At 69.8% G+C, this 26,273-nt stretch carries 24 protein-coding genes; 17 read left to right on the top strand and 7 right to left on the bottom strand.

Going from position 1 to position 26,273, the window contains the following annotated elements; translation table 11 throughout:
- Position 1: 1 nt before the first annotated feature.
- From qcrC to qcrB, 3 genes are read left to right on the top strand one after another with little or no spacing between them, the layout of a single operon-like run.
- Complete coding sequence (qcrC, locus tag ABFX45_RS23000; RefSeq protein ID WP_112229200.1) at positions 2 to 814, top strand: cytochrome bc1 complex diheme cytochrome c subunit; 813 nt, start codon at positions 2 to 4, stop codon at positions 812 to 814.
- Positions 811 to 1,938 carry a cytochrome bc1 complex Rieske iron-sulfur subunit gene (qcrA, locus tag ABFX45_RS23005; RefSeq protein WP_109640558.1) on the top strand — a complete coding sequence of 376 codons (1,128 nt, stop codon included), beginning with the start codon at positions 811 to 813 and terminating at the stop codon, positions 1,936 to 1,938. The genes qcrC and qcrA overlap by 4 nt, the downstream gene beginning before the upstream one ends.
- Positions 1,935 to 3,599: a cytochrome bc1 complex cytochrome b subunit gene (gene qcrB, locus ABFX45_RS23010; RefSeq protein ID WP_109640557.1), complete on the top strand. Its 1,665-nt coding sequence runs from the start codon at positions 1,935 to 1,937 to the stop codon at positions 3,597 to 3,599. Before qcrA ends, qcrB begins: the two co-directional genes overlap by 4 nt.
- A gap of 76 nt (positions 3,600 to 3,675) precedes the next feature.
- On the opposite strand, the gene ABFX45_RS23015 is transcribed toward qcrB, so the two are convergent.
- The 3 genes from ABFX45_RS23015 to ABFX45_RS23025 form a co-directional block, all read right to left on the bottom strand.
- Positions 3,676 to 3,963, bottom strand: coding sequence for an Lrp/AsnC family transcriptional regulator (locus ABFX45_RS23015; RefSeq protein WP_045309335.1), 288 nt, complete (start codon positions 3,961 to 3,963; stop codon positions 3,676 to 3,678).
- 65 nt (positions 3,964 to 4,028) lie between these two features.
- A complete protein-coding gene (locus tag ABFX45_RS23020) occupies positions 4,029 to 4,397 on the bottom strand; it encodes a VOC family protein (protein ID WP_346131900.1) in 369 nt (122 codons plus the stop codon).
- A 141-nt stretch (positions 4,398 to 4,538) separates the two neighbouring features.
- Positions 4,539 to 6,239 (bottom strand): DEDD exonuclease domain-containing protein, encoded by a 1,701-nt coding sequence (locus ABFX45_RS23025; RefSeq protein WP_346131901.1) that lies wholly within the window; start codon positions 6,237 to 6,239, stop codon positions 4,539 to 4,541.
- Positions 6,240 to 6,425: 186 nt separating this feature from the next.
- Between ABFX45_RS23025 and ABFX45_RS23030 the strand changes: the two genes are divergently transcribed.
- The 4 genes from ABFX45_RS23030 (at position 6,426) to ABFX45_RS23045 (ending at position 10,731) form a co-directional block, all read left to right on the top strand.
- Positions 6,426 to 7,769, top strand: a complete 1,344-nt coding sequence (locus ABFX45_RS23030; protein WP_346131902.1) for an NYN domain-containing protein — start codon at positions 6,426 to 6,428, stop codon at positions 7,767 to 7,769.
- Between the two features lie 65 nt (positions 7,770 to 7,834).
- Positions 7,835 to 8,839, top strand: coding sequence for a C40 family peptidase (locus ABFX45_RS23035; protein ID WP_109640554.1), 1,005 nt, complete (start codon positions 7,835 to 7,837; stop codon positions 8,837 to 8,839).
- Between the two features lie 10 nt (positions 8,840 to 8,849).
- Positions 8,850 to 9,617 carry a hypothetical protein gene (locus tag ABFX45_RS23040; protein ID WP_346131903.1) on the top strand — a complete coding sequence of 256 codons (768 nt, stop codon included), beginning with the start codon at positions 8,850 to 8,852 and terminating at the stop codon, positions 9,615 to 9,617.
- A gap of 10 nt (positions 9,618 to 9,627) precedes the next feature.
- On the top strand, positions 9,628 to 10,731 hold the full coding sequence (locus tag ABFX45_RS23045) for a glycosyltransferase family 4 protein (RefSeq protein ID WP_109640668.1): 1,104 nt from the start codon (positions 9,628 to 9,630) through the stop codon (positions 10,729 to 10,731).
- Here ABFX45_RS23045 and ABFX45_RS23050 read toward each other — a convergent pair.
- Together ABFX45_RS23050 and ABFX45_RS23055 are read right to left on the bottom strand one after the other, a co-directional pair.
- Complete coding sequence (locus ABFX45_RS23050; protein ID WP_346131904.1) at positions 10,721 to 13,585, bottom strand: AfsR/SARP family transcriptional regulator; 2,865 nt, start codon at positions 13,583 to 13,585, stop codon at positions 10,721 to 10,723. The genes ABFX45_RS23045 and ABFX45_RS23050 overlap by 11 nt on opposite strands.
- A 243-nt stretch (positions 13,586 to 13,828) precedes the next feature.
- Positions 13,829 to 15,625 (bottom strand): AMP-dependent synthetase/ligase, encoded by a 1,797-nt coding sequence (locus ABFX45_RS23055; protein WP_109640551.1) that lies wholly within the window; start codon positions 15,623 to 15,625, stop codon positions 13,829 to 13,831.
- A gap of 98 nt (positions 15,626 to 15,723) precedes the next feature.
- On the opposite strand from ABFX45_RS23055, the gene ABFX45_RS23060 reads away from it, so the two are divergent.
- From ABFX45_RS23060 to ABFX45_RS23085, 6 genes are read left to right on the top strand one after another with little or no spacing between them, the layout of a single operon-like run.
- Entirely contained in the window at positions 15,724 to 16,104 is a 381-nt protein-coding gene (locus ABFX45_RS23060; RefSeq protein ID WP_346131905.1) for a polyketide cyclase / dehydrase and lipid transport, read from the top strand.
- Positions 16,105 to 16,143: 39 nt separating this feature from the next.
- Entirely contained in the window at positions 16,144 to 16,932 is a 789-nt protein-coding gene (locus tag ABFX45_RS23065) for a metallophosphoesterase family protein (RefSeq protein ID WP_211337639.1), read from the top strand.
- A 23-nt stretch (positions 16,933 to 16,955) separates the two neighbouring features.
- A complete protein-coding gene (locus tag ABFX45_RS23070; protein ID WP_109640549.1) occupies positions 16,956 to 17,396 on the top strand; it encodes an SRPBCC family protein in 441 nt (146 codons plus the stop codon).
- On the top strand, positions 17,393 to 18,601 hold the full coding sequence (locus tag ABFX45_RS23075; protein WP_109640548.1) for an ArsA family ATPase: 1,209 nt from the start codon (positions 17,393 to 17,395) through the stop codon (positions 18,599 to 18,601). The genes ABFX45_RS23070 and ABFX45_RS23075 overlap by 4 nt, the downstream gene beginning before the upstream one ends.
- A gap of 13 nt (positions 18,602 to 18,614) precedes the next feature.
- Positions 18,615 to 18,974 carry a hypothetical protein gene (locus tag ABFX45_RS23080; RefSeq protein ID WP_109640547.1) on the top strand — a complete coding sequence of 120 codons (360 nt, stop codon included), beginning with the start codon at positions 18,615 to 18,617 and terminating at the stop codon, positions 18,972 to 18,974.
- 14 nt (positions 18,975 to 18,988) lie between these two features.
- Positions 18,989 to 19,945 (top strand): ROK family glucokinase, encoded by a 957-nt coding sequence (locus ABFX45_RS23085; protein ID WP_112229338.1) that lies wholly within the window; start codon positions 18,989 to 18,991, stop codon positions 19,943 to 19,945.
- Between the two features lie 558 nt (positions 19,946 to 20,503).
- Here the strand turns inward: ABFX45_RS23085 and ABFX45_RS23090 are convergent.
- Entirely contained in the window at positions 20,504 to 20,959 is a 456-nt protein-coding gene (locus ABFX45_RS23090; RefSeq protein WP_346131906.1) for a hypothetical protein, read from the bottom strand.
- A gap of 192 nt (positions 20,960 to 21,151) precedes the next feature.
- On the opposite strand from ABFX45_RS23090, the gene ABFX45_RS23095 reads away from it, so the two are divergent.
- The 3 genes from ABFX45_RS23095 to ABFX45_RS23105 all read left to right on the top strand — a co-directional run bounded on the left by ABFX45_RS23095 (position 21,152) and on the right by ABFX45_RS23105 (position 23,526).
- Positions 21,152 to 21,886, top strand: coding sequence for a lysophospholipid acyltransferase family protein (locus ABFX45_RS23095; protein WP_109640546.1), 735 nt, complete (start codon positions 21,152 to 21,154; stop codon positions 21,884 to 21,886).
- Positions 21,887 to 21,908: 22 nt separating this feature from the next.
- Positions 21,909 to 22,421: a polyadenylate-specific 3'-exoribonuclease AS gene (locus ABFX45_RS23100; protein WP_109640545.1), complete on the top strand. Its 513-nt coding sequence runs from the start codon at positions 21,909 to 21,911 to the stop codon at positions 22,419 to 22,421.
- Between the two features lie 76 nt (positions 22,422 to 22,497).
- Positions 22,498 to 23,526, top strand: coding sequence for a 6-phosphofructokinase (locus ABFX45_RS23105; protein WP_109640664.1), 1,029 nt, complete (start codon positions 22,498 to 22,500; stop codon positions 23,524 to 23,526).
- A 117-nt stretch (positions 23,527 to 23,643) separates the two neighbouring features.
- Here ABFX45_RS23105 and ABFX45_RS23110 read toward each other — a convergent pair whose 3' ends face one another.
- The gene (locus ABFX45_RS23110) at positions 23,644 to 24,651 is read right to left on the bottom strand and encodes a DUF2891 domain-containing protein (protein ID WP_346131907.1); all 1,008 of its coding nucleotides are present in this window, start codon (positions 24,649 to 24,651) and stop codon (positions 23,644 to 23,646) included.
- A gap of 164 nt (positions 24,652 to 24,815) precedes the next feature.
- On the opposite strand from ABFX45_RS23110, the gene ABFX45_RS23115 reads away from it, so the two are divergent.
- Positions 24,816 to 26,204 carry a class II 3-deoxy-7-phosphoheptulonate synthase gene (locus ABFX45_RS23115; protein WP_109640543.1) on the top strand — a complete coding sequence of 463 codons (1,389 nt, stop codon included), beginning with the start codon at positions 24,816 to 24,818 and terminating at the stop codon, positions 26,202 to 26,204.
- The last annotated feature ends 69 nt before the right edge of the window (positions 26,205 to 26,273 follow it).

Raw genomic sequence — 26,273 nt, forward strand, 5'->3', positions numbered from 1 at the left:
CATGACCACCACGACGAAACGCCCCCGCGGCGCCCGCACGAAGCTGCGTCGCCGGGTCGCCGGACTGCTCGCACTGGGCTTCGGCCTGCTGAGCGCCGGCATGCTGTTCGCCGCCTTCGCGCCCACGGCGCAGACCGCCCAGGCACAGCAGCAGGACGCCCTGGTCCGCCAGGGCGAGCAGATCTACCTGAACACCTGTCTGAGCTGCCACGGCCCGTCTCTCGAGGGTGTCAAGGACCGCGGGCCGAGCCTGATCGGCGTCGGCGACGCCGCGGTGTACTTCCAGACTTCCTCCGGCCGCATGCCCATGGCGCGGCAGGAGGCGCAGGCCATCCGCAAGCCCGCGAAGCTCTCTCCCGAGGAGATCAACGCGCTGATGGCCTACATCACCGCGAACGGCGGCGAGGGTCCGAAGAAGCCCTCCGAGTCCGGTGAGGCCCTGCGCGGCGACAACCCAGCGCGCGGCGGCGAGCTCTTCCGCCTCAACTGCGCCAGCTGCCACAACTTCACGGGTCGTGGTGGCGCGCTGTCGTCCGGCAAGTTCGCGCCGGCGCTCGACGGCGTCACCGAGGAGCAGATCTACACGGCGATGCTGAGCGGCCCGCAGAACATGCCGAAGTTCGGCGAGCGCCAGCTCACGCCGGAAGAGAAGAAAGACATCATCGCGTACGTCAAGTCGGTCACCGACGGAAACAACAACTCCGGCGGTAACCCCCTGGGCGGGTTCGGGCCCGTGTCCGAGGGATTGATCGCGTTCATCGTGGGTATCGCCGCGCTCATCGGCGTGACCCTCTGGATCGGAGCCAAGGCATGAGCGGCGACAAGCCGACCGAGCTGCCCAGCGAGGCAGAGCTCGCGGAGATGAGCCGGGACGACCTCGTCAAGCTCGGCACCAAGATGGACGGCGTCGAGCTCGTCCACTACGAGGAGAAGTGGCCGGTCTCCGGCACCCGCGCCGAGCGCCGCGCTCAGCGTCAGGTCGCCCTGTGGTTCATGATCTCCGCGCTGTCGGGTCTCGCCTTCCTCGGCGTGTTCCTGTTCTGGCCGTGGGAGTACGAGGCCCCGCACACCGACGGCCACCTGCTGCACATGCTCTACAACCCGCTGATCGGCCTGTTCCTGGGCCTGTCGGTGGTGGGCCTGGGCGTCGGTGCGCTGCTCTACACCAAGAAGTTCATCCCCGATGAGCTCGCGGTGCAGCAGCGGCACGACGGCCCGTCGGCCGAGGTCGACCGCGCCACCCTGGTCGCCGAGCTCGCCGACGCCGGTGAGCGCAGCGGCATCGCCCGCCGCAGCCTGATCAAGCGCACGGCCGGCCTCGGCGCCGGCGTGCTGGGTCTCGGCATCACGGTCGTCCCGCTCGGTGCGCTGGTGAAGAACCCGCACTCGGACAGCGAGACCAAGAACTCGCTGTGGCACACCAGCTGGAAGCCGGAGAAGCCGGGCGAGAAGGTCTACCTCCGCCGCCACACCGGCAACTTCCACGAGGTCTCCCTCGTGCGTCCCGAGGACGTCGAGCCGGGCGGCTTCGAGACGGTGTTCCCGTTCCGCGAGTCGGAGCGCAACGACGAGCACGCGCTGGTCGCGGCCCTCAAGCGGGCCGACGCGCCGGTCATGCTCATCCGCATGCGCCCGAACCAGGCGATCACGAAGCGCGCGGGCCAGGAAGACTTCAACTACGGCGACCTGTACGCGTACTCGAAGATCTGCACGCACCTGGGTTGCCCGACGTCGCTGTTCGAGCAGCAGACCGGTCTGCTGCTCTGCCCGTGCCACCAGTCGCAGTTCGACGTGTTCGAGTACGCCAAGCCGCGGTTCGGTCCGGCGACCCGTCCTCTGCCGCAGCTTCCGATCACTGTGGACGAAGACGGATACTTGGTTGCCCGCAGCGACTTCATCGAGGCTGTGGGTCCGGCGTTCTGGGAGCGGAAGTCATGAGTGCCATCACCACGCCGACGAAGCCGGCCAACGCGGCCGCGCGCGTCGCCGGAGCGGCGGCCAACGCTGCCGACGAGCGCTACCACGCAGCTGCTGGCCTGCGCAAACAGCTGAACAAGGTCTTCCCGACGCACTGGTCGTTCCTGCTCGGCGAGATCGCGCTGTACAGCTTCATCGTGCTGCTGCTGTCGGGTACGTACCTGGCGTTGTTCTTCGACCCGTCGATGACCGAGGTCACCTACAACGGCGCGTTCGAGAACCTGCGCGGCATCGAGATGTCGCGCGCGTTCGCCTCGACGCTCGACATCTCGTTCGAGACGCGCGGTGGCCTGTTCGTCCGCCAGGTGCACCACTGGGCGGCGCTGCTGTTCATGGCCGCGATCGTCGTGCACATGTTCCGGATCTTCTTCACCGGCGCGTTCCGCAAGCCGCGTGAGATCAACTGGGTCATCGGCATCGTGCTGTTCATGCTCGGCGCGATCGAGGGCTTCCTCGGCTACTCGCTGCCGGACGACCTGCTCTCGGGCACCGGCCTCCGCGTCATGGCGGCGCTGCTGATCTCGTTCCCGGTCATCGGCACGTGGCTGAACTGGCTGATGTTCGGCGGGGAGTTCCCCGGCACGGACATCATCCCGATGCTCTACACCGCGCACATCCTGATCATCCCGGCGATCATCCTGGGTCTGATCGCGGCGCACCTCGCGCTGGTCTGGTACCAGAAGCACACGCAGTTCCCCGGCGTGGGCCGCAAGGAGACCAACGTCGTCGGCGTCCGCATCATGCCGGTGTTCGCGGCCAAGGGCGGCGGCTTCTTCGCCATCGTCGTCGGTGTCATCGCGATCATGGGTGGCGTCTTCCAGATCAACCCGATCTGGAACTTCGGCCCGTACAACCCCGCGCAGGTCTCTGCCGGCTCGCAGCCGGACTGGTACATGGGCTGGACCGACGGCCTGGTCCGCATCTGGCCCGCGTGGGAGTTCTACCTGGGCAACTACACGATCCCGGCGCCGTTCCTGCCGTTCATCCTCGGTCTGCCGCTGCTGACCGGCATCGCGGCGGTCTACCCGTGGATCGAGCGCAAGATGACCAAGGACTACGCGCACCACAACCTGCTGCAGCGCCCGCGTGACGTGCCCGTCCGCACCGCGCTCGGCTGGATGGCGATCACGTACTTCATGGTCCTGCTGCTCATGGGCGGCAACGACATCTTCGCGTACAAGTTCGACATCTCGTTGAACCTGACGACGTGGATGGGCCGCATCGGCATGCTGGTCCTGCCGCCGATCGCCTACTTCGTGGCCTACCGCATCTGCATCGGCCTGCAGCGCGGTGACCGCGAGGTGCTCGAGCACGGTGTCGAGACCGGCATCATCAAGCGCCTGCCGCACGGCGAGTTCATCGAGATCCACCAGCCGCTCGGCCCGGTGGACGACCACGGCCACCCGATCCCGCTCGCCTACCAGGGCGCGTCGGTGCCGAAGAAGATGAACAAGCTCGGCTCGGCCGGTCACCCGGTCGTCGGCAGCACCTGGTCGCCGGACCCGGTCGAGGAGACCGTGGCCCTGGAGAACGCGCGCAAGAAGGCGCACGTCTCCGAGGAGATCAGCGCCGAGGACAAGGCCGGCGAGCTCGCGGGCAAGCCGTCCGACTCGAAGGACTGATCGTCCCGCCAGAAACCGCGAAAGCCCCCGTGATGGTTCACGGGGGCTTTTCGTTGTTCTCAGGTGCTGGCGGCGACTACTGGGCGTCGTCCAAGCCGATGGCGAAGGCCGCCTCGTCGTCGCGCTTCGAGTAGCTGCGGAACGCGATGTGCGTGTCGGTGTTCAGCACGCCGGCGACCTTGCTGATCTTGCCGGGCACCAGCGCGGCCAGGTCCTCGTGCTTGCTCACCCGCACGAGCGCGATCAGGTCGACGTCACCGGCGCAGGAGTACACCTCCGTGACTCCGTCGATGTCGGCGATCTCCTGCGCCGCCTCGGGAATGCGTTCGGCGGCGGCCTGGATCAGCACGATGGCGGTGACCACGGCGTCCTCCTCTGGTCTCAGCACGGTGACTAAAGCACTCGTAGTCTGCCCTACCAGCGTTCACGTCACGCAGGGGTCATGAACTCCAGCCGGTTGCCCACGTTGTCGAACGCGTGGAACCGGCGGTAGGCCGGGAAGTTCTCGTCCCAGGCGACCTCGGTGCCCGCGGCGGCAAGCCGTTCGGCGAGTGCGTCCAGGTCGCCGACGAGGATGCCCGGATGCGCTTTGCGGGCCGGCCGGAACTCGGCCTCCACGCCGAGGTGGATCTCCAACGACCCCGATCGCACCCACAGCCCACCGCGGGCGGCGAGCGCCGGAGGCTTCGGCACCTCCTCCATACCGAGCACTCCGACGTAGAAGGCGCGGCAGTCGTTCTCAGCGCCCGCCGGGATCGCCAACTGGACGTGGTGCAGCGCGTAACCGAGATCGCTCATGATCGCGATTCTGCGCCCTGGACACCTCGCAACGCGCTGAAATCCGATATATAAGCTGCCTGATGTGCTGTTTACCTGGGTCTTAGCAACAGGTCTTTTGACGACGTCGTCAAAAGACCTGTTGCAAAGGTGCGGTGCGGGTCAGGCCCAGCGGTCGTGCAGGGGGCGGGCGCCTGCGGCTTGTTCGGCCCACGGCACCCATGCCGCCGCGGCACCGGCGGGGGAGGACCAGGGCTCGTCCGCGTACACCAGGCGGGTGCCCGGCTGGTCGAGCCAGCGCAGCACGACGCCGGTCTCCTCCGGTGGCGCACCCCGGAGTGGACCGGCTGCCGGTATGACGGTCTCGGCCGAGGCGACGAGCGCGTCGACCACCGGCATCGGGCGGGTGCCGCGGCGGGCGACTCCGGCTGAGGCGAGCCGGCCGTAGCGGACGACCGAGAACTCCCAGCCGCCCTCGCGGTCCGGCCGTGCCGCCACGAGTTGCGGCAGCGCGGCGAGAGCGGCCAGGCGCTGGGCGCGGTCGAGTGACCGGACCAGGCCGGCCAGCCGGTCGCGGCGGGTCGCCGCTTCCTCGAAGCGCTCGGCCGAGGCCAGGTTGCCCAGTTGGTCGATGAGCGTGCGTAACGGGTCTGCGCTCCGGCCGACGACCAGGTCGCGGACCGCCGTGACCGCGGGGGAGTACTCCTCCACGCTCTGACGGCCCGCGCACGGGGCCTGGCAGCGGCCCAGTTCGGCCAGCGCGCACGGGGAGGCCCGCTGGTTCGACGCCGGGATCTTGATCGTGCACGAGCGCAGCGGCACGGCGTCGAGGAGCGCGCTCGCCACCGACTCGGCTGCCTGACGCGTGCGGAACGGGCCCAGCGCGCCGTCACGCGGGTTTCTGACCATCGACAGTCTCGGGAACGGCTCGTCGGTCAGCACCAGCCACCACGCGTGGTGCGGGTTCTTCGATCTGCGGTTGTAGGCGGGGCGGTGAGCCCGCAGCAGCCGCAGCTCGCGCACCTCTGCCTCCAAGGGATGCGCGCACTCGACGGCGTCGACGCGCACCGCGAGCGCGACCATCTCGCGGAGCCTGCGTCTGCCCTCGCTGGCGGTGAAGTACTGCCGGACGCGGCGGCGCAGATCCGACGCTGTGCCGACGTAGAGCACCTCTTCCTTCGGGCCGCGGAAGAGGTACACGCCCGGCTTGGACGGCAGGTGCGCGGCCAGCGAGCGCTTGCGGCGCTGTTCCGGCGTCACCTCCGGCAGGTACGCCAGCAGTTCTTCCAGGGAGTGCACGCCCACGTTGCCGACGCGTTCCAGCAACGCGTGCAGCACCTCGACCGTGGCGCGGGCGTCGGCCAGCGCCCGGTGCGTCGGCCTGGTCGACGTGCGGAACAGGTCGGCCAGGGCGGACAGGCGGCACGACGGTGCCTCGTCGCGGCTCAGCACGCGCCGCGCCAGTTTCACCGTGCAGACCACCGGCGGTTTCGGCCACCGGTAGCCGTACCGCTCGCAGGCCGCCTTGAGGAAGCTGATGTCGAAGCCGGAGTTGTGCGCCACCAGCACCGCTCCCGCCGCGAACTCCAGGAACGCGGGCAGCACCGTCTGCAGCCTCGGCGCGCCCGTGACCATCAGCTGCGTGATGCCGGTCAGCTGCGCCACCTGGACGGGGATGCCGCGCTCCGGGTCGACCAGCGTGGCGAACTCGCCGAGCACCTCGCCGGCGCGCACCTTCACCGCACCGATCTCGGTGACGGCGTCCTCCTCGGCGCTTCCGCCCGTCGTCTCCAGGTCGAAGACGACGAACGTCGTGTCGCGCAGAGGCGTCCCCAGCTCGTCGAAGGACAGTTGACCGGTCACGATGTGGACGTTAGCGGCGGGGTCTGACAATTTTCGGCGGTGATCATTCGCAGGGGCGTTGACCTGCGGTTGTCAGGTCCACCGGAGGTCGCCGGTCAGCCTTTTCCAGATCGTTGTCCTGAAGGCGGGAGATGTCCGTGCGCTGCTCAGGCACCGGGGCTCTAGCCTGTTGGGGTGCCAGACCCGATGCCCGAGCCAGAGTTCGACCAGCCTGCCGAGGAGGTAGGCGAGTCCGCAGACGAATCCACTGTGGACTGGTCGGCCCTGCCGGAGCCGTTGCGGGTGAGGCTGGCGGAGCTGGGCGCCGACGCTCTGGGTGAGATGGCGAAGGTCGACGTGCCCCAGCACCTGCGGCCGGTGGCCAAGTTCGCGCCGACGAAACGCGCCCGGCTGGGCGGGCCGCAGGTCGTCGCCGCCCTGAGGAACTCGGCGAACTTCCGCACCGCCGTCGTGGAGTGGCTGCGGAAGAACCGGCCGTCGACGCTGGAGGTGACCTCGCCCGACCCGGTGACGGCTGCCGCGGCGGCGGTGCTGACCGGTGACGAGGTCGCACTGCACTACGTGGAGCTGGTGTCGCGACGGGTCGGCGACGCGACGTTGCGTGCCGAGCGGGATGCCGCTGTGACGCGGGCGGAACGGCTGGAGAGCGAGCTGGAGCGGCTGAATGCCGAACGCAGCCAGCTCGACGGCGCCGCCGAACGTGTCCGCGCGGACGCCGAGATCGAGCTGGAACGCCTGCGCAAGCGGTTGCGCGAGCAGGGCGTGAAGCTGCGTGAGGCCAAGGACGCCGCGGAGGCGGCGGCCGCAGAGGTGGACAAGATCCGGGCGCGCACGGCGGACGAGGTCAAGCGTCTCACCGCCGAACGCGACCGCGAACGCGAACGGGCGGAGACCGAGCGGGGCAAGGCGCAACGGGCGATCGCCGACGCCGAGGTCGCGCGGCAGTCAGCGCGGGAAGCCCGCCAGGCGGACGAGGTACGGCTCGCGCTGCTCGTCGACACGCTCGACGGTGCCGTGACGGGTTTGCGCCGCGAGCTGGCGCTGGGTGGCACCGGGCCGCGTCCCGCCGATCTCGTGCGCGGCGCCAGCGCGTCGCAGGGAGCCGTTGGACGCGTGGAAGACCCTGCCGCCCTCGACCGGCTGCTGGCGTTGCCCGCCGTGCACCTGGTTGTGGACGGCTACAACGTCACGAAGACCGGTTATCCGGAGCTGTCGCTGTCGGACCAACGCGATCGGTTGGTGCACCAACTGGCCGTGCTGGCCGCGCGCACGGGTGCCGAGGTCACGTTGGTGTTCGACGGCGCGGGGGTGGTGGCCGTGCCCGCGGCGGCGCCTCGTGGCGTGCGCGTGCTCTTCAGCGACCCCGGTGTTCTGGCTGATGACGTGATTCGCGCGCTGGTCACCGCGGAGCCCGAGGGACGTCCCGTGGTGGTGGTGACGTCGGATCGCGCGGTCGCCGACTCGGTGCGCCGGCGTGGTGCGCATCCGGTGCCGTCCGCCGTGTTGCTGGCCCGTCTCGGGCGCGTTTGATCACCCGGTAGCCTGACGCCGTCGATCTTGACGGTCTTGTTCTCGCGAAGGGGATCGGCGACGTGATGTCGCGCAAGCTCACCCGCGGTGTTCTGGTCACCGCCCTGCTCTTCTCCGCTCTCCCGGCCGTGTCGTTCGCCGCACAGCCGGCTGATCCGGCGCGCGTGTACGCCGATCTGACGGCGCAGGCGACGAAGCTCAACGAGGAAGTGCTGCGCGCACAGGAGGATCTGGTTCTGCGGCGGGCCGAGCTCGAACGCGCGACCGCGGACGTCGCGGCGGCGCAGCAGATCGAGCGGCAGGCGAAGTCGGACGAGAACGCCTTCCGCGACCAGGTGGACCTCATCACCCAGGCGTCGTTCGAGGGCGCGCGGTTCAACCAGCTGTCGGCGCTGCTCGTCGCGGACTCGCAGCAGGACTTCCTGAACCGCCTGGAGATGATGCGGGTGCTGGCCGCGGACAAGGCCGAGTCGCTGGCGCTGTTGTCCGGTGCGGTGGAGAAGGCGCGGCTGGCGCACCAGGTGGCGGAGAACGCGCGGACCCGTGCCGCTGAGGCGATGTCGGCGGCCGAGCGGCTGAAGAGCGATCTGGACGCACGGAGCCGCGCGTTGCAGGCGCAGACCGGTGAGGTGCGCGCGGCGTTGGCGCGGCTGCCCGCGCCGGTCGTGAACCAGCTGCGCGATCCGGGGGACCGGTCACCGGTCAGCGTGCCCCAGGGGGCGGCCGGGCTCGCACTGGCGTTCGCGCTGGAGCAACGCGGCGACGAGTACCGGTACGGCGCGACCGGGCTCCACGAGTGGGACTGCGCCGGTCTGACGATGAAGGCTTACGCGGCTGCCGGGTACGCGATTCCGCGCACGTCCGGTGGACAGGCCGGGGTCGGGCGCGTCGTGACGCGCGCTGACGTCCGTGCGGGCGACCTCATCATCTACTACTCGAGCCGGTCGCACGTCGCGATGGCCGTCGACAACACGAGGGCCGTGCACGCCTCCACCGAGGGGCAGCCGGTGAAGATCGCGCCCATCGACGCCATCGGGCCCATCGCGGTGATTCGGCGCATCGAGGGCTAGCGTTTCGCGGGTGAAGCACCTCAGGACGTTGCTGGCGATCACGGTCGCCATGACGTTCCTGCTGGGCCTCAGCGTTGCAATGCGGCCCGTTGAGTTGCAGCCGACTGCAACAATTCATTGCAAAGAAGTGGTGCTGACGGTGTCGTCGGGCACTGTAACCAGCACTTCTTGTGACGGCGAGCTCGCGGCTCGGGTGTCCGGTCTCGTGGACGAGTCGGTGGCCGGTGTCGCCGATATATTGGATATCACCTGGGCGCGGCGGGCCGATGTCGTCATTCCGGCGACCGATGCCGAACTCGTTTCACTCGTCGGGCCGGCCTTCGCGGACATGGCCGGCGTCGCGATTCGCGACGGTGCGACGCAACGTGTGGTGCTCAATCGGGTGCGTGCGGCGCCACTGACGACGTTGGAACTGCGTGTGCTGCTGCGGCACGAGATCACGCACGTGGCGACGCGCGACCTGACGTCGGACTCGGCACCGCTGTGGCTGGTGGAGGGCTTCGCGGACTGGGTGGCGTTCCACGGCCTCGGGGTACCGCTGCGCCAGGCCGCGCCGTTGCTCACCTCCGACGTCTCCGCCCTGCCCACCGACTTCGGTGGTCCCAGGCGTGATCTGGCTTACCAGCAGGCGTACTCGATCATGGTCTACCTGGAGTCGAAGCTGGGGGAGCGGGGCGTCGTCGACTTCTTCCTGCAGTACGCGTCGCTTTCCGCTGTGGACCCGCGGGCCGTGGACGTGGCGGGCTGGCGCGAGTTCCTGCGATCGAACATCGGCTAGCGTGGGTTCCGTGCGCCGAACCTTGCTGGTGACCAACGACTTCCCGCCCCGCCCCGGTGGCATCCAGTCCTACCTGCACGCTCTGGCGACACGGCTGCCCGCGGAGTCCCTCGTCGTCTACGCGCCGAAGTGGAAGGGCGCGGCCGAGTTCGACGCCGAGCAGCCGTTCCCCGTCGTGCGGCATCCGACGTCGCTGATGCTGCCGACCCCCGACGTGCTCAGGCGCGCCCGCGACATCGCCCGCGCCGAGTCCTGCGACGCCGCGTGGTTCGGCGCGGCGGCTCCACTGGCGTTGCTGGCACCGTCACTCGGCCTGAGCCGTGCGGTGGCCTGCACCCACGGCCACGAGGTCGGCTGGTCGATGCTGCCGGTGGCACGGCAGGCGTTGCGTGCCATCGGGTCCGGTGTGGACGTTGTGACCTACGTCAGCCGCTACACCCGCTCAAGGTTCGCCGCGGCGTTCGGTCCGATGGCGGCACTGGAACACCTTCCGTCCGGTGTGGACACCGAGCTGTACCGCCCGGATCCGGCCGCCCGCACCGAGATCCGCCGCCGCCACGGGCTCGGCGACCGTCCGGTGATCGTGTGTGTCTCGCGGTTGGTGCCGCGCAAGGGCCAGGACATCCTGATCCGCGCGCTGCCGCTGATCCAGCGCACGGTGCCGGACGCGGCTCTGCTGATCGTCGGCGGCGGTCCGTACCGGGGAACGCTGGAGAAGATGGCCGCCGGCAACCGTGACGTCGTGCTGACCGGCTCGGTGCCGTGGGAGGAACTGCCCGCGCACTACAACGCCGGCGACGTCTTCGCGATGCCGTGCCGCACCCGCGGTCGCGGCCTCGACGTGGAAGGACTCGGGATCGTCTACCTGGAGGCCTCGGCGACAGGGCTGCCCGTGATCGCCGGACGGTCCGGCGGCGCGCCGGAGACCGTGCGCGACGGCATCACCGGCAACGTCGTCGACGGCCGTGACGTCGAGAACGTCGCCGAGAGGATCGCCAACCTGCTCGCCGACCCAGAGATGGCGGCCAAGATGGGCCGCGCGGGGCGGGAGTGGGTGAGCGACCACTGGCGGTGGGACCAGCTCGCACACCGCCTCGAAGGCCTCATCGGCTGAGTTCGCGGGCCCGGCTCTCCAGCGCGCGCAAACCCAGTTCGGCACTGCGTCGTACGGCCCGGTCGGCGGCTGACCGGGAGTCGGCGTGGCGTTCGAGATCCCGCCACACCACGGCCAGGTTGATCAACGCGCGGACCTCGCCGGAGGCGTAGCCGATCCGCCTGGCCGTGGCGAGAGCCTGCTCGAACAGCTCGGCCGCGACGTCGAAGTCGGACACCGTGCGGCGGATCTCGCCGAGCATGATCCGCACCGAGGTCGCCACCTGCGGATCACCGCCGTCCGAGACCAGTGTCAGCGCGCGTGAGGCCAGCGACAGCGCGACCTCCGCGTTGCCCTCGGCGAGCTCCAGGGCGGCGAGGTTCTCCAGGGCCTCGGCCTCGCCGGCGGGGACGTTGCCGATCTCCAGGGCGTGTTCGAGGTGGGCGCGCGCCTCGCCGAAGCGGCCCTGCAGGCGCAGGGCCATGCCGAGGTAGGTGTGGCTGTCGGCGTTCGGTGCGAGGGCCAGTGCCTGCGAGAAGTGCTCGACGGCGCCGTCGATCTCGCCGAGCTCCACGGAGAGCTGGCCGAGGTTGTACAGGCCGGTGCTGACGCTGTCGGCGGAGTGCAGCATCTCCAGGCAGCGGACGAGGGCCTGCTTCGCCTCGGTCAGCTGGCCGGAGCGGCGGTGGACGAGGCTCAGGTTGTTCAGCACGCTCGCCTCGGCGTCCTTGTCGCCCAGCGCCCGGTACAGCCCGACAGCCTGGTTGTGGTGCTCCACCGACAGCGCGTACTCGCCGAGCCGCAGGTAGAGGGTGCCGAGGTTCGCGTGCATCGCGGCCTCGGCCGGGCGGTGCGCGGACGCCTGGGCGGCCTGCAGGCCGTGGTGGGCGGTCGCGAGCCACTCGCCGACGTGCTGGCCGATCCACAGGTAGCCGCGCAAGGCGTCGGCGAGCTGCCACGCCATCTCAGCAGGGCCGTGCTCGGCGGCCTGCCGGATGGCCGCGGTCAGGTTCGGGCGTTCCGCGTCGAGCCACGCCAGCGCCTCCGCCGAACTGGAGATCCGCGGCGCCGGGCCGGAAGCGGACGTCGGCAGCCGCACGATGCCGGGGTAGAGCAGCTCGGCGCAGCGCTCCACCCCGCGCAGGTAGTGGTTCAGCAGCGCCGTCCACGCGACTTCCTGCTCGGCAGGGCTGTCCGACTGCTCGCGCAGCGTGGCCGCGTACCGCACGAGCTCGTCGTGGAACCGGTAGCGGCCGGGCACCGGGGACACCACGAGGTTCGCGATCGCCAGCACCGTCAGCAGGCCGTCGGCGTCCACATCGGCCAGTGCGGAGGCGCCCTCCGCGGTGAAGTCAGGGCCCGGCACGAGCGACAGCAGCCGGAACAACCGCTGCGGCGCGGGCGGGAGAGCCGCGTAGGCCAGCTCGATCGGAGAGCCCGAAATCGTCACGTCGTCGCGCCCCGCGAGGTAGGCCGCCGCGACCCGCAACGCGAGCGGCAGATGCCCGCACCGCTCAGCCAGCTCCGCGTGGTCACCCGGCCCCAGCAGCGTCGACAGCAACGACGCGGACTCCACGGGCGTGAACACGTCGACCGGCACGGTCCGCGCCCCGTTCATCGCGATCAGCCCGCGCAGGTCGTCCCGCGACGTCACGATCACCCGGCACGACGCCGTCCCCGGCAGCAACGGCCGCACCTGGTCGGGCGCGGAGGCGTTGTCCAGGACCAGCAGCATCCGCCGGCCCGACAGCAACGAGCGCAGCATCGTGCTCTGCTCGTCGGCGTCCGGCGGGATCTCGTCCGGCGGCACCCCGAGCGCCCGCAGGAACCGCGACAGCACGTCCATCCCGTCCGCCGGCGGCCCCAGCGCGTACCCACGCAGGTCGACGTAGAGCTGCCCGTCCGGGAAGTGGTCCCGCAGCAGGTGCGCCACGTGCACCGCCAGCGTCGTCTTGCCCACGCCCGGCTGGCCCGCCAGCGTCACGATCGGCACCGCACCGCGCGTGATCAGCCCGGAGACCCGCTCCACGTGCCACGCGCGCCCCGTGAAGTCGGAGATGTCGTCCGGCAGCCGCATCGGCGACGCGGGCGCGCGCTCCGGCTCACGCGGGGCCACGGGCGCGGCGAGTTCCGGCGCGCCCACGAGGATCGACTGGTGCAGCTCGCGCAGCTCTTCCGCCGGGTCGATGCCGAGCTGCTCGTCCAGCGTCCGGTCGAGCTGCCGGAACGCCTCCAGCGCCTCCGCCTGCCTGCTGCTGCGGTACAGCGCCAGCATCAGCTGCCCCCAGAACCGCTCCCGCAGCGGGTGGTCCCGCGTCAGCGCGAACAGCTCCGGCACCAGGTCGGCGTGGTTGCCCAGCGCGAGCTCCACGTCGATCCGCTGCTCGTGGACAGTCATCAGCAGCTCGGTCAGCCGTGGTGCGTGCTCGGAGTACAGCGTCTCGGAAGGCACATCCGACAGCACCGGGCCGCGCCACAGCTCCAACGCCTCGGCAAACGCTTTCCGCGCCGCCGCCAGATCGTTCGAAGCAGCCGCCGCACGTCCGCGGGCAGCCGCGTCGGCGAACCGGTGCACGTCCACCGCCAACGGGTCGACGCGCATCCGATAGCCGTCGGGCGCGGTCTGGATCAGCGACGGGTCGCCCAGCGCCGCCCGCAGTCGCATCACGTACGTCTGCAACGTTCCACGCGTGCGCGCAGGCGGTGTGTCACCCCACACGTGCTCGACGAGTTCCGTCACGGGCACGACGCGGTTCGGCCGCAGCAGCAACGCCGCCAGCAACGCCCGGTGCTTGCCCGCGCGCAGGACGACAGCGGAGTCGTTCAGGCGCACTTCCAGCGGGCCGAGCAGCCGGAACTGCGGACCCGAAGCCATTGCCTACCCCTCGTACGCGCCGAATGATCCCCGTCTACCGGACAGCCTATTAGCGCGCTGTCGCCGAGTGACATCGGCGCGTCAGCGATACGTCAGCGTCGTACGGCAATCTTCTACACGTCCCGGTCGGGGGGCCGGGGCAACAAACTTCTCGGGTTCCGCGGAGATCCGCGGATCACGATCGCTGGGGGTCGAAAGGCCCAGGAGCTCTGGAGCTCCTGGGCCTTTCGCGCATTTCACCTGCTACTTCGCGTAGATGGCGTCGATGTCCGACGCGTAGGTCGTCGCCACGACAGAGCGCTTGAGCTTCAGCGACGGCGTCATCTCACCACCGGCCTCGGTGAAGTCGATAGGCAGCACCCGGAACTTGCGGATCGCCTCGGCCTTCGACACCGACTTGTTCGCCTCGTCCACCACGGCCTGGATCTCGGCCAGCAGGTCGGAGTCCTCGATCAGGTCCGCGACCTCGGCCGACGCCGGCTTGCCGTGCGACTCCTTCCACGCAGGGAAGAACTCCGGGTCGATCGTGATCAGCGCGCCGATGAACGGCTGCTTGTCGCCGACGACCATGCACTGCGACACCAGGGGGTGCGCCCGGATGCGGTCCTCGAGCTGCGCGGGGGAGACGTTCTTGCCACCGGCGGTGACGATGATCTCCTTCTTGCGGCCCGTGATCTTCAGGAAACCGTCGCTGTCGAGCTCACCGATGTCACCGGTGTGGAACCAGCCGTCCTCGAGGGCCTCCTTGGTGGCGGCCTCGTTGTTCCAGTAGCCGGTGAAGACGATGTCGCCCTTGATGAGGATCTCGCCGTCCTCGCCGATCCGCACCGACGTGCCGGGCACCGGCAGGCCGACCGTGCCGACCTTCTCCTGGCCCTTGAACGTCACGCACGCCGCCGCCGACGTCTCGGTGAGGCCGTAGCCCTCGTACACCGGGATGCCCGCGCCGCGGAAGAAGTGCGACAGCCGGTCACCCAGCGGCGCGCCACCGGACACCGCCGCGATCGCCCGGCCGCCCAGAGCGGCCCGCAGCTTCGAGAACACCAGCTTGTCGAACACCGCGTGCTTGAGCCGCAGCACCAGGCCGGGGCCGCCGTTGTCCAGCACGCGCGAGTACTCGACGGCGGTCGCCTCGGCCGCGTCGAAGATCTTGCCCTTGCCGCCGGCGTGCGCCTTCTGCTTCGCGCCGTTGTAGACCTTCTCGAACACGCGCGGCACCGCGACCACGAACGTCGGCCGGAACTGGCCCAGGTCCGCGACGAGGTTCTTCACGTCGGCGGTGTGACCCACCGTCGCCCGCGAGTACACGCACGCCAGCGCCAGAGCACGCGCCAGGATGTGTGCGAGCGGCAGGAACAGCAGCAGCGAGTTGCCCGCGGTGAGGATCTCCGGGAACCGCGACAGCGCCGACCGCACCTCGGACAGCAGGTTGCGGTGCGTCAGCGTGCAGCCCTTGGGCCTGCCCGTGGTGCCGGACGTGTAGACCAGCGTCGCCGTGTGGTCCGCCTGGACCTGTCCGCGACGCTCGTGCACCTGCTCGTCGGTGATCTCGGCGCCCAGCGCCGTCAGCTCGTCGACGGCGGCGGCCGAGCCCTCGATCTGCCACACGTGGCGCAGCTCGGGCAGCTTGCCGACGACCTCGTCGACCAGCGCGCGGTGCGACGACGCCTCGACGAACACCGCCGTCGCGCCCGAGTCGGACAGGATCCACTCGATCTGGTCCGCCGACGATGTCTCGTAGATCGGCACCACGACGCCGCCCGCCGCCCAGATGGCGAAGTCGAGCAGCGACCACTCGTAGCGCGTCTTGGAGACCAGTCCGATCCGGTCGCCGAGCTCGATGCCGGCGGCGATCAGACCCTTGGCAACCGCCATGACCTGCGCGGCGAAGTCACGGGCAGTGATGTCAACCCAGGTGCCGTCCACCTGCCTGCGGAAGCTGACGGCGTTGCCGAAGCGTTCCGCGTTGGCCCACACCATGTCGGTGAGGTTCTCCTCCGGAGCCACTGCGGCGGTGGCGGGGACGCTGAACTCGCGCACGTCAACCTCCGTACGGTGATTTGTTACTGGTGGGGAAACTTAGCGTGTGATTCCGGCGATACAAAGGTTGGTACGCCCTTCCGTTACCTTTTCACTCCATGGCCAGTGTGGACGTCGTCGACGAGACTTTCCTGGCGGTGCCGCCCAGCGTGGTCGCCGCAGCCTTCGCCTCGCCATCGTCGTGGCGGTCGTTCTGGCCGGATCTCGAGCTGGACGTCTACGCCAACCGCGGCGACGAGGGACTGCGCTGGACCGTCGGCGGCGCGCTCGTCGGCACGATGGAGGTCTGGCTCGAGCCGATGCTCGACGGCACCCTGCTGCACTACTTCCTCCGTGCCGATCCGCCCGCGGGCTCGCTCACCCCGCGCAACGCGCTCCGTGAGGTGCTACGCCGGCAGCTCGACGCGAAGTCCGTTGCTCTGGGTCTGAAGCTGACTCTGGAGGACGGTCGTCCGCCTGGCTGCCCGCCAGGCGAGTGATCTTGGTTGACGCGCGTCTCAAGAACTAGGTTGGGGACTGTGCGGGTTCACGTGGTTTCGGACGTCCACGGCAACGCGGAGGCGCTGGCGCGCGCCGGTGACGGTGCCGACGCGCTCGTCGTGCTCGGCGACCTGATCGACTTCGTCGACTACCACGACCACTCCAAGGGGATCCTCGGGCGCGTTTTCGGTGCCGAGAAGGTGGGGATCTTCGCCGAGCTGCGACGCGGAACCAGGCGCGCTGACACGGCGAGCTACATCCGGTCCCTCTGGGACGGTCTCGCGGACGCCCGCTCCGTGGTGGAAGAGGCGGTGCTGGAGCAGTACCACGCGTTGTTCTCGGCGATGTCCGCGCCGACGTACGCGACACCGGGCAATGTGGACAGTCCGCAGCTGTGGCCGCAGTTCGCCGGTGACGGTGTGCACGTGCTCGACGGCGAGGCGGTGGAGATCGGCGGGCTGAAGTTCGGGTTCGCGGGTGGCGGGCTGATGCTGCCCGGACACATGCGCAACCCCAACGCGCCGTGGTTCCCGTACCTCCGAACGGACGAGGACATGGCGGCCGCACTGGATCGGATGGGTCCCGTCGACGTGCTGTGCACGCACATCCCACCGGCTGTTCCGGATCTGACCTACGACGTCGTCGCGCGCCGTCCCGAGTGGGGTTCGCGGCCGGCGCTGGAGAAGATCGTGCGGGAACGTCCGCGCTGGTCGGTGTTCGGGCACGTGCACCAGCCGCTCGCCCGCCGGGTGCGGATCGGGTACACCGAGTGCGTCAACGTCGGGCACTTCCAGCGCAGCGGCAAGCCTCACGTCCTCAACTGGTAAAGACGCGAGTAACCTCCTCACACATGGCCGACGAGTCCACTCAGTCCATCGTCATCGACGCGCCGCCTGAGAAGATCATGGCGATCATCGCGGATTTCCCGTCGTACCCGGACTGGGCGAACGGGATGAAAGAGGTGGAGGTCCTCGACGCCCGCGACGACGGCCGCGCGGAGCAGGTGCGCTTCGCGATCGACCAGGGGCCCGTCAAGGATGAGTACGTCCTGAAGTACGACTGGGCCCCGGACGGCCTTTCGGTGCAGTGGGACCTCGTCAAGGGCACCATGCAGAAGTCGCAGCACGGCAGCTACGTGCTGGAGCCGTCCGGTTCCGGTACCAAGGTCACCTACACGCTGTCGGTGCAGCTGGTGATCCCGATGATCGGGCTGTTCCGCCGCAAGGCGGAGAAGCTGATCCTCGACACCGCGCTCAAGGAGCTCAAGAAGCGCGCGGAGAAGGCGGCTTGAGCCGGGTCCTGCTCTTCACCGGCAAGGGCGGGGTCGGCAAGACGACACTGGCCGCCGCGACGGCGGCCTCCCTGGCGGCGCACGGCCGCAAGGCGCTCGTGGTGTCGACCGATCCCGCTCACTCGCTGGGCGACGCCCTCGACGTCCGTCTGGGCGCCTCGCCGTCCGAAGTGGACACGGCGGACGGTCTTTACGCGTGCCAGATCGACCCGCGCGGCCTCGTCGACGAGGCGTGGGGGGAGCTGCGCGGCCATCTGCGGACCGTGCTGGCGGGCGCGGGCGTCGACGAGCTCGACGCCGAGGAGCTGACCGTGCTGCCGGGCGTCGAGGAGCTCCTCGCGCTCGCGGAGGTGCGGCGGCTGGCTTCCAGCGGACCGTGGGAGGTCGTTGTCGTCGACTGCGGGCCGACCGCGGAGACGTTGCGGCTGCTGTCGCTGCCCGAGGCGTTCGCCGGCTATCTGGAGAGGCTCTTCCCGACGCACCGGCGGGTGGTGCGCGGGCTGCTGGCCGGTGTCGCGGGCACCGGGACCGTCGAGAAGTGGGATGCGACGGCGGACGCGCTCAGCAGGCTCGCGGAGCGGCTGGACGCGTTGCGGAGCATGCTCGCCGATCCGTCCTCGTGCTCGGTCCGGCTGGTGCTGACACCCGAACGCGTCGTGGCCGCCGAGACCCGGCGCACGCTGACCGCGTTGGCGCTGCAGGGAATCCGCGTCGACAGTGTGATCGCGAACCGGCTGGTGCCTTCGCCGGGTTCCGCGCGTGGTGCCGCCGCGACGTGGCTGCGGACGCGCCGGCACGAGCAGGACGCGGTGCTGGCAGAGCTGACCGGCATCGGCGAGATCCGCACGGTCGACCACCGCGCTTCGGAACCCGTCGGCGTGCCGGCTCTGCTGGAGGTCGCCGGGCAGCTCTACGGCGACTCGGACCCGTTGCCCGGTGGCGCGGTGCCGGAGTCGTTGCTGGAGGTGTCGGGCAGCGGACGCGGTCTCGACGCTCGATACTCGCTGCGTATCGCGTTGCCGCTGACCGATGACACGGAGCTCGACCTCGCGCGCGTGGGCGACGACCTCGCGTTGACCGTCGACGGCCGGCGTCGGCTCGTGGCGCTGCCCTCGTTGCTGAGGCGCTGCATCGTGACCGGCGCGGAGATGGACTCGGGTGGCGTGACAGTGGGGTTCCGCCCAGACCCGTCGCTGTGGCGCTGATCAGGAGTTTTCAATGACCCAGGACAACACCGGCAAGCTCGCCGAGGAGCTCCGGCTGCTCATCGACGCGGCCGCTGAGCGCATGCAGCCGTGGCTGCAGCGTGTGGCGGAGGCGGGCGACGGCTCGCACACGCCCGAGACGTGCGGCTGGTGCCCTCTGTGCAACGGCGTGGCGCTGCTGCGCGGCGACCGTTCCGAACTGGCCGCGAAGGCCGCCGAGCACGCGGCGGGCCTTGTCGCGGTGCTGCGCGCTGCCCTGCGCGAGCCCGGTGCCCCGCCGACGCCACCGCCGGCCTCGGGTGGCGAGCCCGCCGAGGCAGGCGAGGCCGGCCAGCGGGTGCAGCACATCAAGGTCGTCAGGAAGACCGACTAGTGCTCACGGTCGGAGTGGACATCGGTGGCACCAGCGTGCGCGCGGGCGTCGTGGACGCGCGTGGCTCGGTGCTGGACACCTCACGCGCCCCAACGCCCGCCGGCGAGCGCGCTCTCGAAGACGCGATCGTCGCCGCCGTGGAGGAGGTGGCGGACCGCCACGCGGTGAACGCCGTCGGTCTGGCAGTGGCGGGCTTCATCGCCTCAGACCGCCGCACGGTCCGTTTCGCGCCACACCTGGCGTGGCGACAGGCCGACGTGGCCGACCGCATGAGCGACCGCCTGGGCATGCCGGTCGTGCTGGAACACGACGCGAACGCCGCCGCCCTCGCCGAACACCGCTTCGGTGCGGCCCGTGGCGCGCACACGGCCGTGTTGGTGGCCATCGGCACGGGCATCGGTGCCGCGCTGCTGCTGAACGGCGAGGTCTTCCGCGGTGCCCACGGCGTGGCTCCCGAACTGGGTCACCTGCGCGTCGTCCCGGACGGCCGGCCCTGCCCGTGCGGCAAGAACGGCTGCTGGGAGCGCTACTGCAGCGGCACGGCCCTGAGCGCCACCGCCGTGGAGCTGCTCGCCAAGCATCCCGGCATCTCGACCGTGCTGGCCCGCGAAGCCGCCGGTGACTCCCGCGCGGTGACCGGCCGCCGCGTCGCCGGGGCCGCCCGCGACGGCGATCCCCTGGCCAAGCGCGCGATGGCCGACCTGGCCCGCTGGCTGGGCGAGGGCCTGGCGCTGGTTGCCGACGTCTACGACCCCGAGGTGATCGTCATCGGAGGAGGGGTGTCGGAGTCGGCACCGCTGTTCCTCGACGACGCCCGCGAGCGTTACGCCTCCGTGGTGACCGGCGCGGGCCACCGCCCGCTCGCCCGGATCCGCACCGCGCAGCTCGGTGACGACGCGGGCATCGTGGGCGCGGCGACTCTGGCTCGCGAGATGTCCGCCTCGATGGCGCGGAACTCACGCCGCTCCTGACCGCTCGCCGGACGCGCCCCACAAGCCCGAGGTCCTGCGCCGCCCCTTGTCCTCCGACTGATCCCGGCTCGCTTGCCCCTTGCAATGACTCGTTTGCGGGCGAAGTCCAAAGTCTCATTGCTAAGGCACAGGTCAGAGACGCACGGAACTGATATATCGGTTGGTATGTCATCCGCGACGGGCTGGTGCGTTCAACATCGCCAGGGCTGGGATCGACGGACTGGCAGGTGCCCGAACACGCCGAAGCCCGCTGCGCCGGGCGGGATCGCCAAGTGCAGCGGGCTTCCGGGTTGAGGTGTCGCGGCAGGCGTGTCGGGGTCTGTTCGCTCGCCGCGAACACCCAGCTCGAACGGCCGGGATCTAGCGGCCGAGCATGCGCAGGATGCGCGGGCGGCGGCGCTTGGCGCGCTCCGCGTCCTTCTTGCCCAGAGTCGCCAAGGCGCGGGCCATCATCAGGTGCTGCATCTGGTCCATGCCCGACACCGTAGGCATGACCGAATCGTTATCTGAAGGTTTGAGTGGCCGTTATCACGCCGTTACCAAGCAAAAGGTGACATGTCACACCTGGGCGCCGTCGTCCCATCCCGAGTCGGGTGGCGGGGTGTTGCGCATGCGCAGGATCAGCCAGCCGACGCCCGCGCACAGCGCGACGAGCGACAGCGGCGTGCCGATGCGCGGCTGGAGGCCGAAGATGCCGGGGGCGACCAGAAGGACGATGCCGAGCACGAAGAGGCCGAGCGCCGCGATCGTGGACGCGCGCAGCACCGGGAACGGCGGCGGCTCCGGCGGGACGTAGTGGTCCTCGTCGTCCCGATCTCGCCGATCAGGCTCTTCCGCGGGCTCGGTCGCGATGTCGTCGGTCGCGTCGTCGCGTAGCTTGAGGTCCTCCGGGGCCGCCTCGTCGAGGTCGAGCCAGTCCTTGCCGACCCCGTCCCGTTCGAGACCCGCGACGATCTCGGCAAAGAGCTCGTCGACGTTCTCGGGGCCGTCGGTCGAGTCGCGCCGGGCGTTCATCCAGAGCCTCTCCGTGTGCCGCAACCCTCTTGACCCCTCATCGTTGCACGGGCGGGATGTGTTGCGGGTTACGGCAGTCGGCTCAGTCATGGCCGTGACGCACTGACTCGGGATTCGTTGTGTGAGGTGCGGTCGGCTCCGTAGGCTGGTTGTCGGGATCAAGGTTCGGTGTCTAGGGAGGCGCTTCCCGCTGTGCTGTACTGGATCATGAAGCACGTCCTCCTGGGACCGATTCTGCGGCTGTTCTTCCAGCCGAAGATCATCGAGGGCGCCGAGAACATTCCCAAGGAGGGTGGCGCGATCCTGGCGAGCAATCACCTCGCCGTTTCCGACTCCTTCTTCCTGCCGCTGATGTTGTCGCGGCGCGTGACCTTCCCCGCCAAGATCGAGTACTTCACCGGTACCGGGCTCAAGGGCAAGCTGCAGAAGTGGTTCTTCTCCGGCGTCGGTCAGGTGCCGATCGACCGGTCCAGCGCCTCTGCCGCCCAGGGCGCGCTCGACACCGGCGTGCGGATCGTGCGCGAGGGCAAGCTGCTCGGCATCTACCCCGAGGGCACCCGTTCGCCCGATGGCCGCCTCTACAAGGGCAAGGTCGGTGTCGCGTGGATCGCGCTTGAGTCCGGCGCGCCGGTCATCCCGGTGGCGATGTTCGGCACGGACAAGGCGAACCCCATCGGCTCCCGGATGTGGAAGCCGTACCCGATCCGCATCAAGATCGGTAAGCCGCTCGACTTCTCCCGTTACGAGGGCCTGTCCGGCGACAGGTTCGTGCTGCGGTCCATCACCGACGAGATCATGTACGCGTTGATGGAGCTCTCCGGCCAGGAGTACGTCGACGTCTACGCGGCGAAGGCGAAGGAACAGCCGGCGAACGTCCCGGAGCAGGGCAAGCCCGCCGACCGGGTGCCCGAGACGAAGGCGGGCTGACCGCACCCCCTAGGGTGTCGCGGTGCGGTTCTTCTACGACTGTGAGTTCATCGAGGACGGGGTGACGATCGACCTCGTGTCGATCGGTGTGGTCGACGAGGAAGGCCGCGAGTTCTACGCCGTGTCCACCGAGTTCGACCCCGAGCGCGCGGGGCCGTGGGTGCGGCAGAACGTCCTCAACCAGCTGCCCTCGCCCGCGGACAAGGCGTGGCGCAGCCGCGAACGCATCCGCGAGGACCTGCTCGACTTCCTCGGCGCCCGCAACGCCGCGCGCGACGAGGTGGAACTGTGGGCGTGGTTCGCCGCCTACGACCACGTCGCGCTGGCGCAGCTGTGGGGCGCGATGCCGGCGTTGCCGCGCGCCCTGCCCCGCTTCACCCGCGACCTGCGGCAACGCTGGGAGGACGTCGGACGTCCCAAGCTGCCCGCCCCGCCCGCGGACGCGCACGACGCCCTCGCCGACGCCCGCCACAACCTCGCGCGGTGGAAGGTGATCGAGGAACAGCGGCGGAAACTCGGCTTTCCCGTCCGGTAAGTGAGACCCGCATTGCTGCACCGATACAGCTCGTGAAAGTCTGAGTGACACAGAACACGAGAGATTGGGCAAGCAGATGCGCATCGGTGTGCTCACTGGCGGTGGTGACTGCCCCGGTCTGAACGCCGTGATCCGGGCCGTGGTCCGCAAGGGAATCAAGGCTCACGGCTGGGAGGTCGTCGGGTTCCGCAACGGGTGGCAGGGCCCGATCGAGAACCTCACCAAGCCGATCGGTCTCACGGACGTCGAGGACATTCTCACGCGCGGTGGCACGATCCTGGGCTCGTCGCGCACCAACCCCTACAAGGTCGAGGGCGGTGTCGACCGCATCCGCGAGGTTCTCGCGGAGAACAAGGTCGACGCGCTGATCGCCATCGGCGGCGAGGACACCCTGGGTGTCGCCAAGAAGCTGACCGACGACGGCATCGGCGTCGTCGGTGTGCCGAAGACCATCGACAACGATCTCGGCGCCACGGACTACACGTTCGGCTTCGACACGGCCGTGCACATCGCGACCGAGGCCATCGACCGCCTCCGCACCACGGCCGAGTCGCACCACCGTGCGCTCGTCGTCGAGGTCATGGGCCGGCACGCGGGCTGGATCGCGCTGCACTCGGGTCTCGCGGGTGGCGCGAACGTCATCCTCGTCCCGGAGCGCCCGTTCAGCGTCGACAAGGTCGTCGAGTGGGTCGAGCGCCGTTTCGAGCGCGAGTTCGCGCCGATCATCGTCGTCGCCGAGGGCGCGATGCCCGAGGGCGGCGCCGAGGTGCTGCACTCCGGTGAGCGCGACGCCTTCGGTCACGTCCGCCTCGGTGGCGTCGGCCAGTGGCTCGCGGAGGAGATCGCGGACCGCACCGGCAAGGAGTCGCGCGCGGCGATCCTCGGCCACATCCAGCGCGGTGGCACGCCGACCGCGTACGACCGCGTCCTCGCGACCCGCTTCGGCCTCAACGCCGTCGACGCCGTCGCGGATGGCGACTTCGGTGTCATGGTCGCGCTGCGCGGCACCGACATCGTGCGCGTGAAGCTGTCGGAGGCGACGGCCGAGCTCAAGACCGTTCCGACGGAGCGCTACGAAGAGGCCGAGGTCTTCTTCGGGGCCTGATATCCGATATATCGCGTGCCGTCACAACGCGGTGCCGACCCGCCGATATATCAGTTATGCAAAAGACGTTTGCGGTCGTCCGCAAACGTCTTTTGCATAAGGATGGGTTTGCGCAGGTCAGAAGGCTTTCACGTCGAGGTAGGCGGCGAACGTGCCGAGCCAGTGGTCGGCCATGTAGCCGTGCCCGCCGAACACGTAGGTCCACCCGGCCTCGCGATGCGACGCCGAAGCGGTCCGGGCCAGCTCGGCATACCGGTGCCCGTCCGGCAGCGACTCCGCGATCGCCTCCCAGTTCCACGCCCGCGACAACGCGAGCCCGGCCAGGTGCGAGCCGTAGGGGTCACTGGGATCGTCGACCGGGAAGGGCTCGCGCAGCACGCGCCACCGTTCCGCGTCGAGGTCCGGCAGGTACGCGTCGAACCACGCGGCGAAATCCTCGGCGTCCATTGCGCGGCGCATCAGGTCGGCCGTCGTCAGCGCGGGCGACAGGAAGTCCGCGGCGTCCGGCTCGAACCCGCCGTACGCGACCTCGTCCCGGTGCCACCGCAAGGCGGCGTCCACGCACGCCGAAGCCAGCTCGGAGTCCCCGTTCACCTGAGCGGCGTCCAGCACCAGGCCGGTCGCGAACGCGGTGTTGCCGTGGGTCCCCGTCCGCACCGGCAGCCGCGCTGCCGAGATCCACTCCAGCCACCGGTCGCGCAGCACGTCCGCGATCGGCGCCACCGACCACGGCAGGCCGGAGGTTCGCAGCTCCGCGTCGAGCAGCAGCAGCCACGCCCACCCGTACGGCCGTTCCCAGTGCCGCCCCGCCGGCGAGGCGAAGAACGAGGCCTCTACGGCGCAGTTGTCGGGGGTGACCAGCTTGTCCAGCGCGTCACGGGCCAGGTCGGCGCCCGGCAGCGACGGGCGCAGCCGCAGCAGCCGCACGGCGAGCCACGTCTGGTGCACGCACGAGTGCCAGTCGAACGACCCGGCGAACACGGGGTGCAGGACCCGCTGCGGTATCAGCCGGTCGTCGCCGTCGATGACGTGTGTCCAGTGCACCGGGTGATCGCGCTGGATGTTGTCGATCGCGATGGCCAGCAGCCGGGTCGCGGTGCTGTCATCCAGCCGGGTGGCGTTCATGGCCACATCATGCAGGGCGTTGTCTCAACAGGGCAGAGGTGGATAGTTGACAAGTAACAGACTTCACTCGCAATACACCATCGGGCGGCATCCGTGCCGGCACCCGTGCAACTGCTGACAGGCCCGGCCGGGTCTCTCAGTGTGGGACAACTAGGATGAGCAGCGTGAACTGGACCGTGGACGTGCCCATCGACACGCTTCCCGAGCTTCCGCCGCTGCCTCCGGAAATGCGCAAGCGCCTGGACGACGCCCTGTCGCGCCCGGCCGCTCAGCAGCCCGAATGGCCCGACGCCGAACAGGTGCGTCGCGTGCGGACCGTGCTCGAGAGCGTGCCGCCGATCACCGTGCCCGCCGAGATCGACCGGCTGCACACGCAACTGGCGCAGGTCGCGAACGGTGAGGCGTTTCTTCTGCAGGGCGGTGACTGCGCCGAGACGTTCGCGGACAACACCGAGCCGCACATCCGCGCGAACATCCGGACCCTGCTGCAGATGGCCGTGGTTTTGACCTACGGCGCGAGCCTGCCCGTGGTGAAGGTCGGCCGCATCGCCGGCCAGTACGCCAAGCCGCGTTCGTCGAACATCGACGCGCTCGGCCTGCCGTCCTACCGCGGCGACATCATCAACTCCCTGGTCGCGACGCCCGAGGCCAGGATCCCCGACCCCGGCCGCATGATCCGTGCCTACGCCAACGCCGGCGCGGCCATGAACCTGCTGCGTGCGCTCACCGGCGCGGGTCTCGCCGACCTGCACCGGGTGCACGACTGGAACAGGGACTTCGTGCGCACCTCGCCCGCCGGCGAGCGCTACGAGGCCCTGGCCAGCGAGATCGACCGCGGCCTGAAGTTCATGTCGGCCTGCGGCGTCAACGACCAGTCGCTGCACGGCACGGAGATCTTCGCCTCGCACGAGGCGCTGCTGCTCGACTACGAGCGTGCGCTGCTGCGCCTGGACACCACCGGTGACCAGCCGAAGCTGTACGACCTGTCCTCGCACTTCGTGTGGATCGGTGAGCGCACCCGTCAGCTCGACGGCGCGCACATCGCGTTCGCGGAGATGCTCGCGAACCCGATCGGCCTGAAGATCGGCCCGACGACGTCGCCGGAGATGGCCGTCGAGTACGTCGAGCGCCTCGACCCGCGCAACGAGCCGGGCCGCCTGACGCTCATCTCGCGCATGGGCAACCAGAAGGTGCGCGACGTGCTGCCGGCCATCATCGAGAAGGTCGAGGCGAGCGGCCACAAGGTCATCTGGCAGTGCGACCCGATGCACGGCAACACGCACGAGTCGAGCACCGGCTACAAGACCCGGCACTTCGACCGGATCGTCGACGAGGTCCAGGGCTTCTTCGAGGTGCACCGCCGGCTCGGCACGCACCCCGGTGGCATCCACATCGAGCTGACGGGTGAGGACGTCACCGAGTGCCTGGGTGGCGCGCAGGAGATCTCGGACGACGACCTCGCCGGCCGCTACGAGACGGCGTGCGACCCGCGCCTGAACACGCAGCAGTCGCTCGAGCTCGCGTTCCTCGTCGCCGAGATGCTGCGTTCGTAGAAGTTTCCTGAAGACGAGCTGAAGAACGAAGGGCCCCGCGTCGAGAACGCGGGGCCCTTCGCTTTGCCC

The organism is Lentzea roselyniae, from assembly GCF_039537795.1.
Taxonomy (GTDB): Bacteria; Actinomycetota; Actinomycetes; order Mycobacteriales; family Pseudonocardiaceae; genus Lentzea; species Lentzea atacamensis.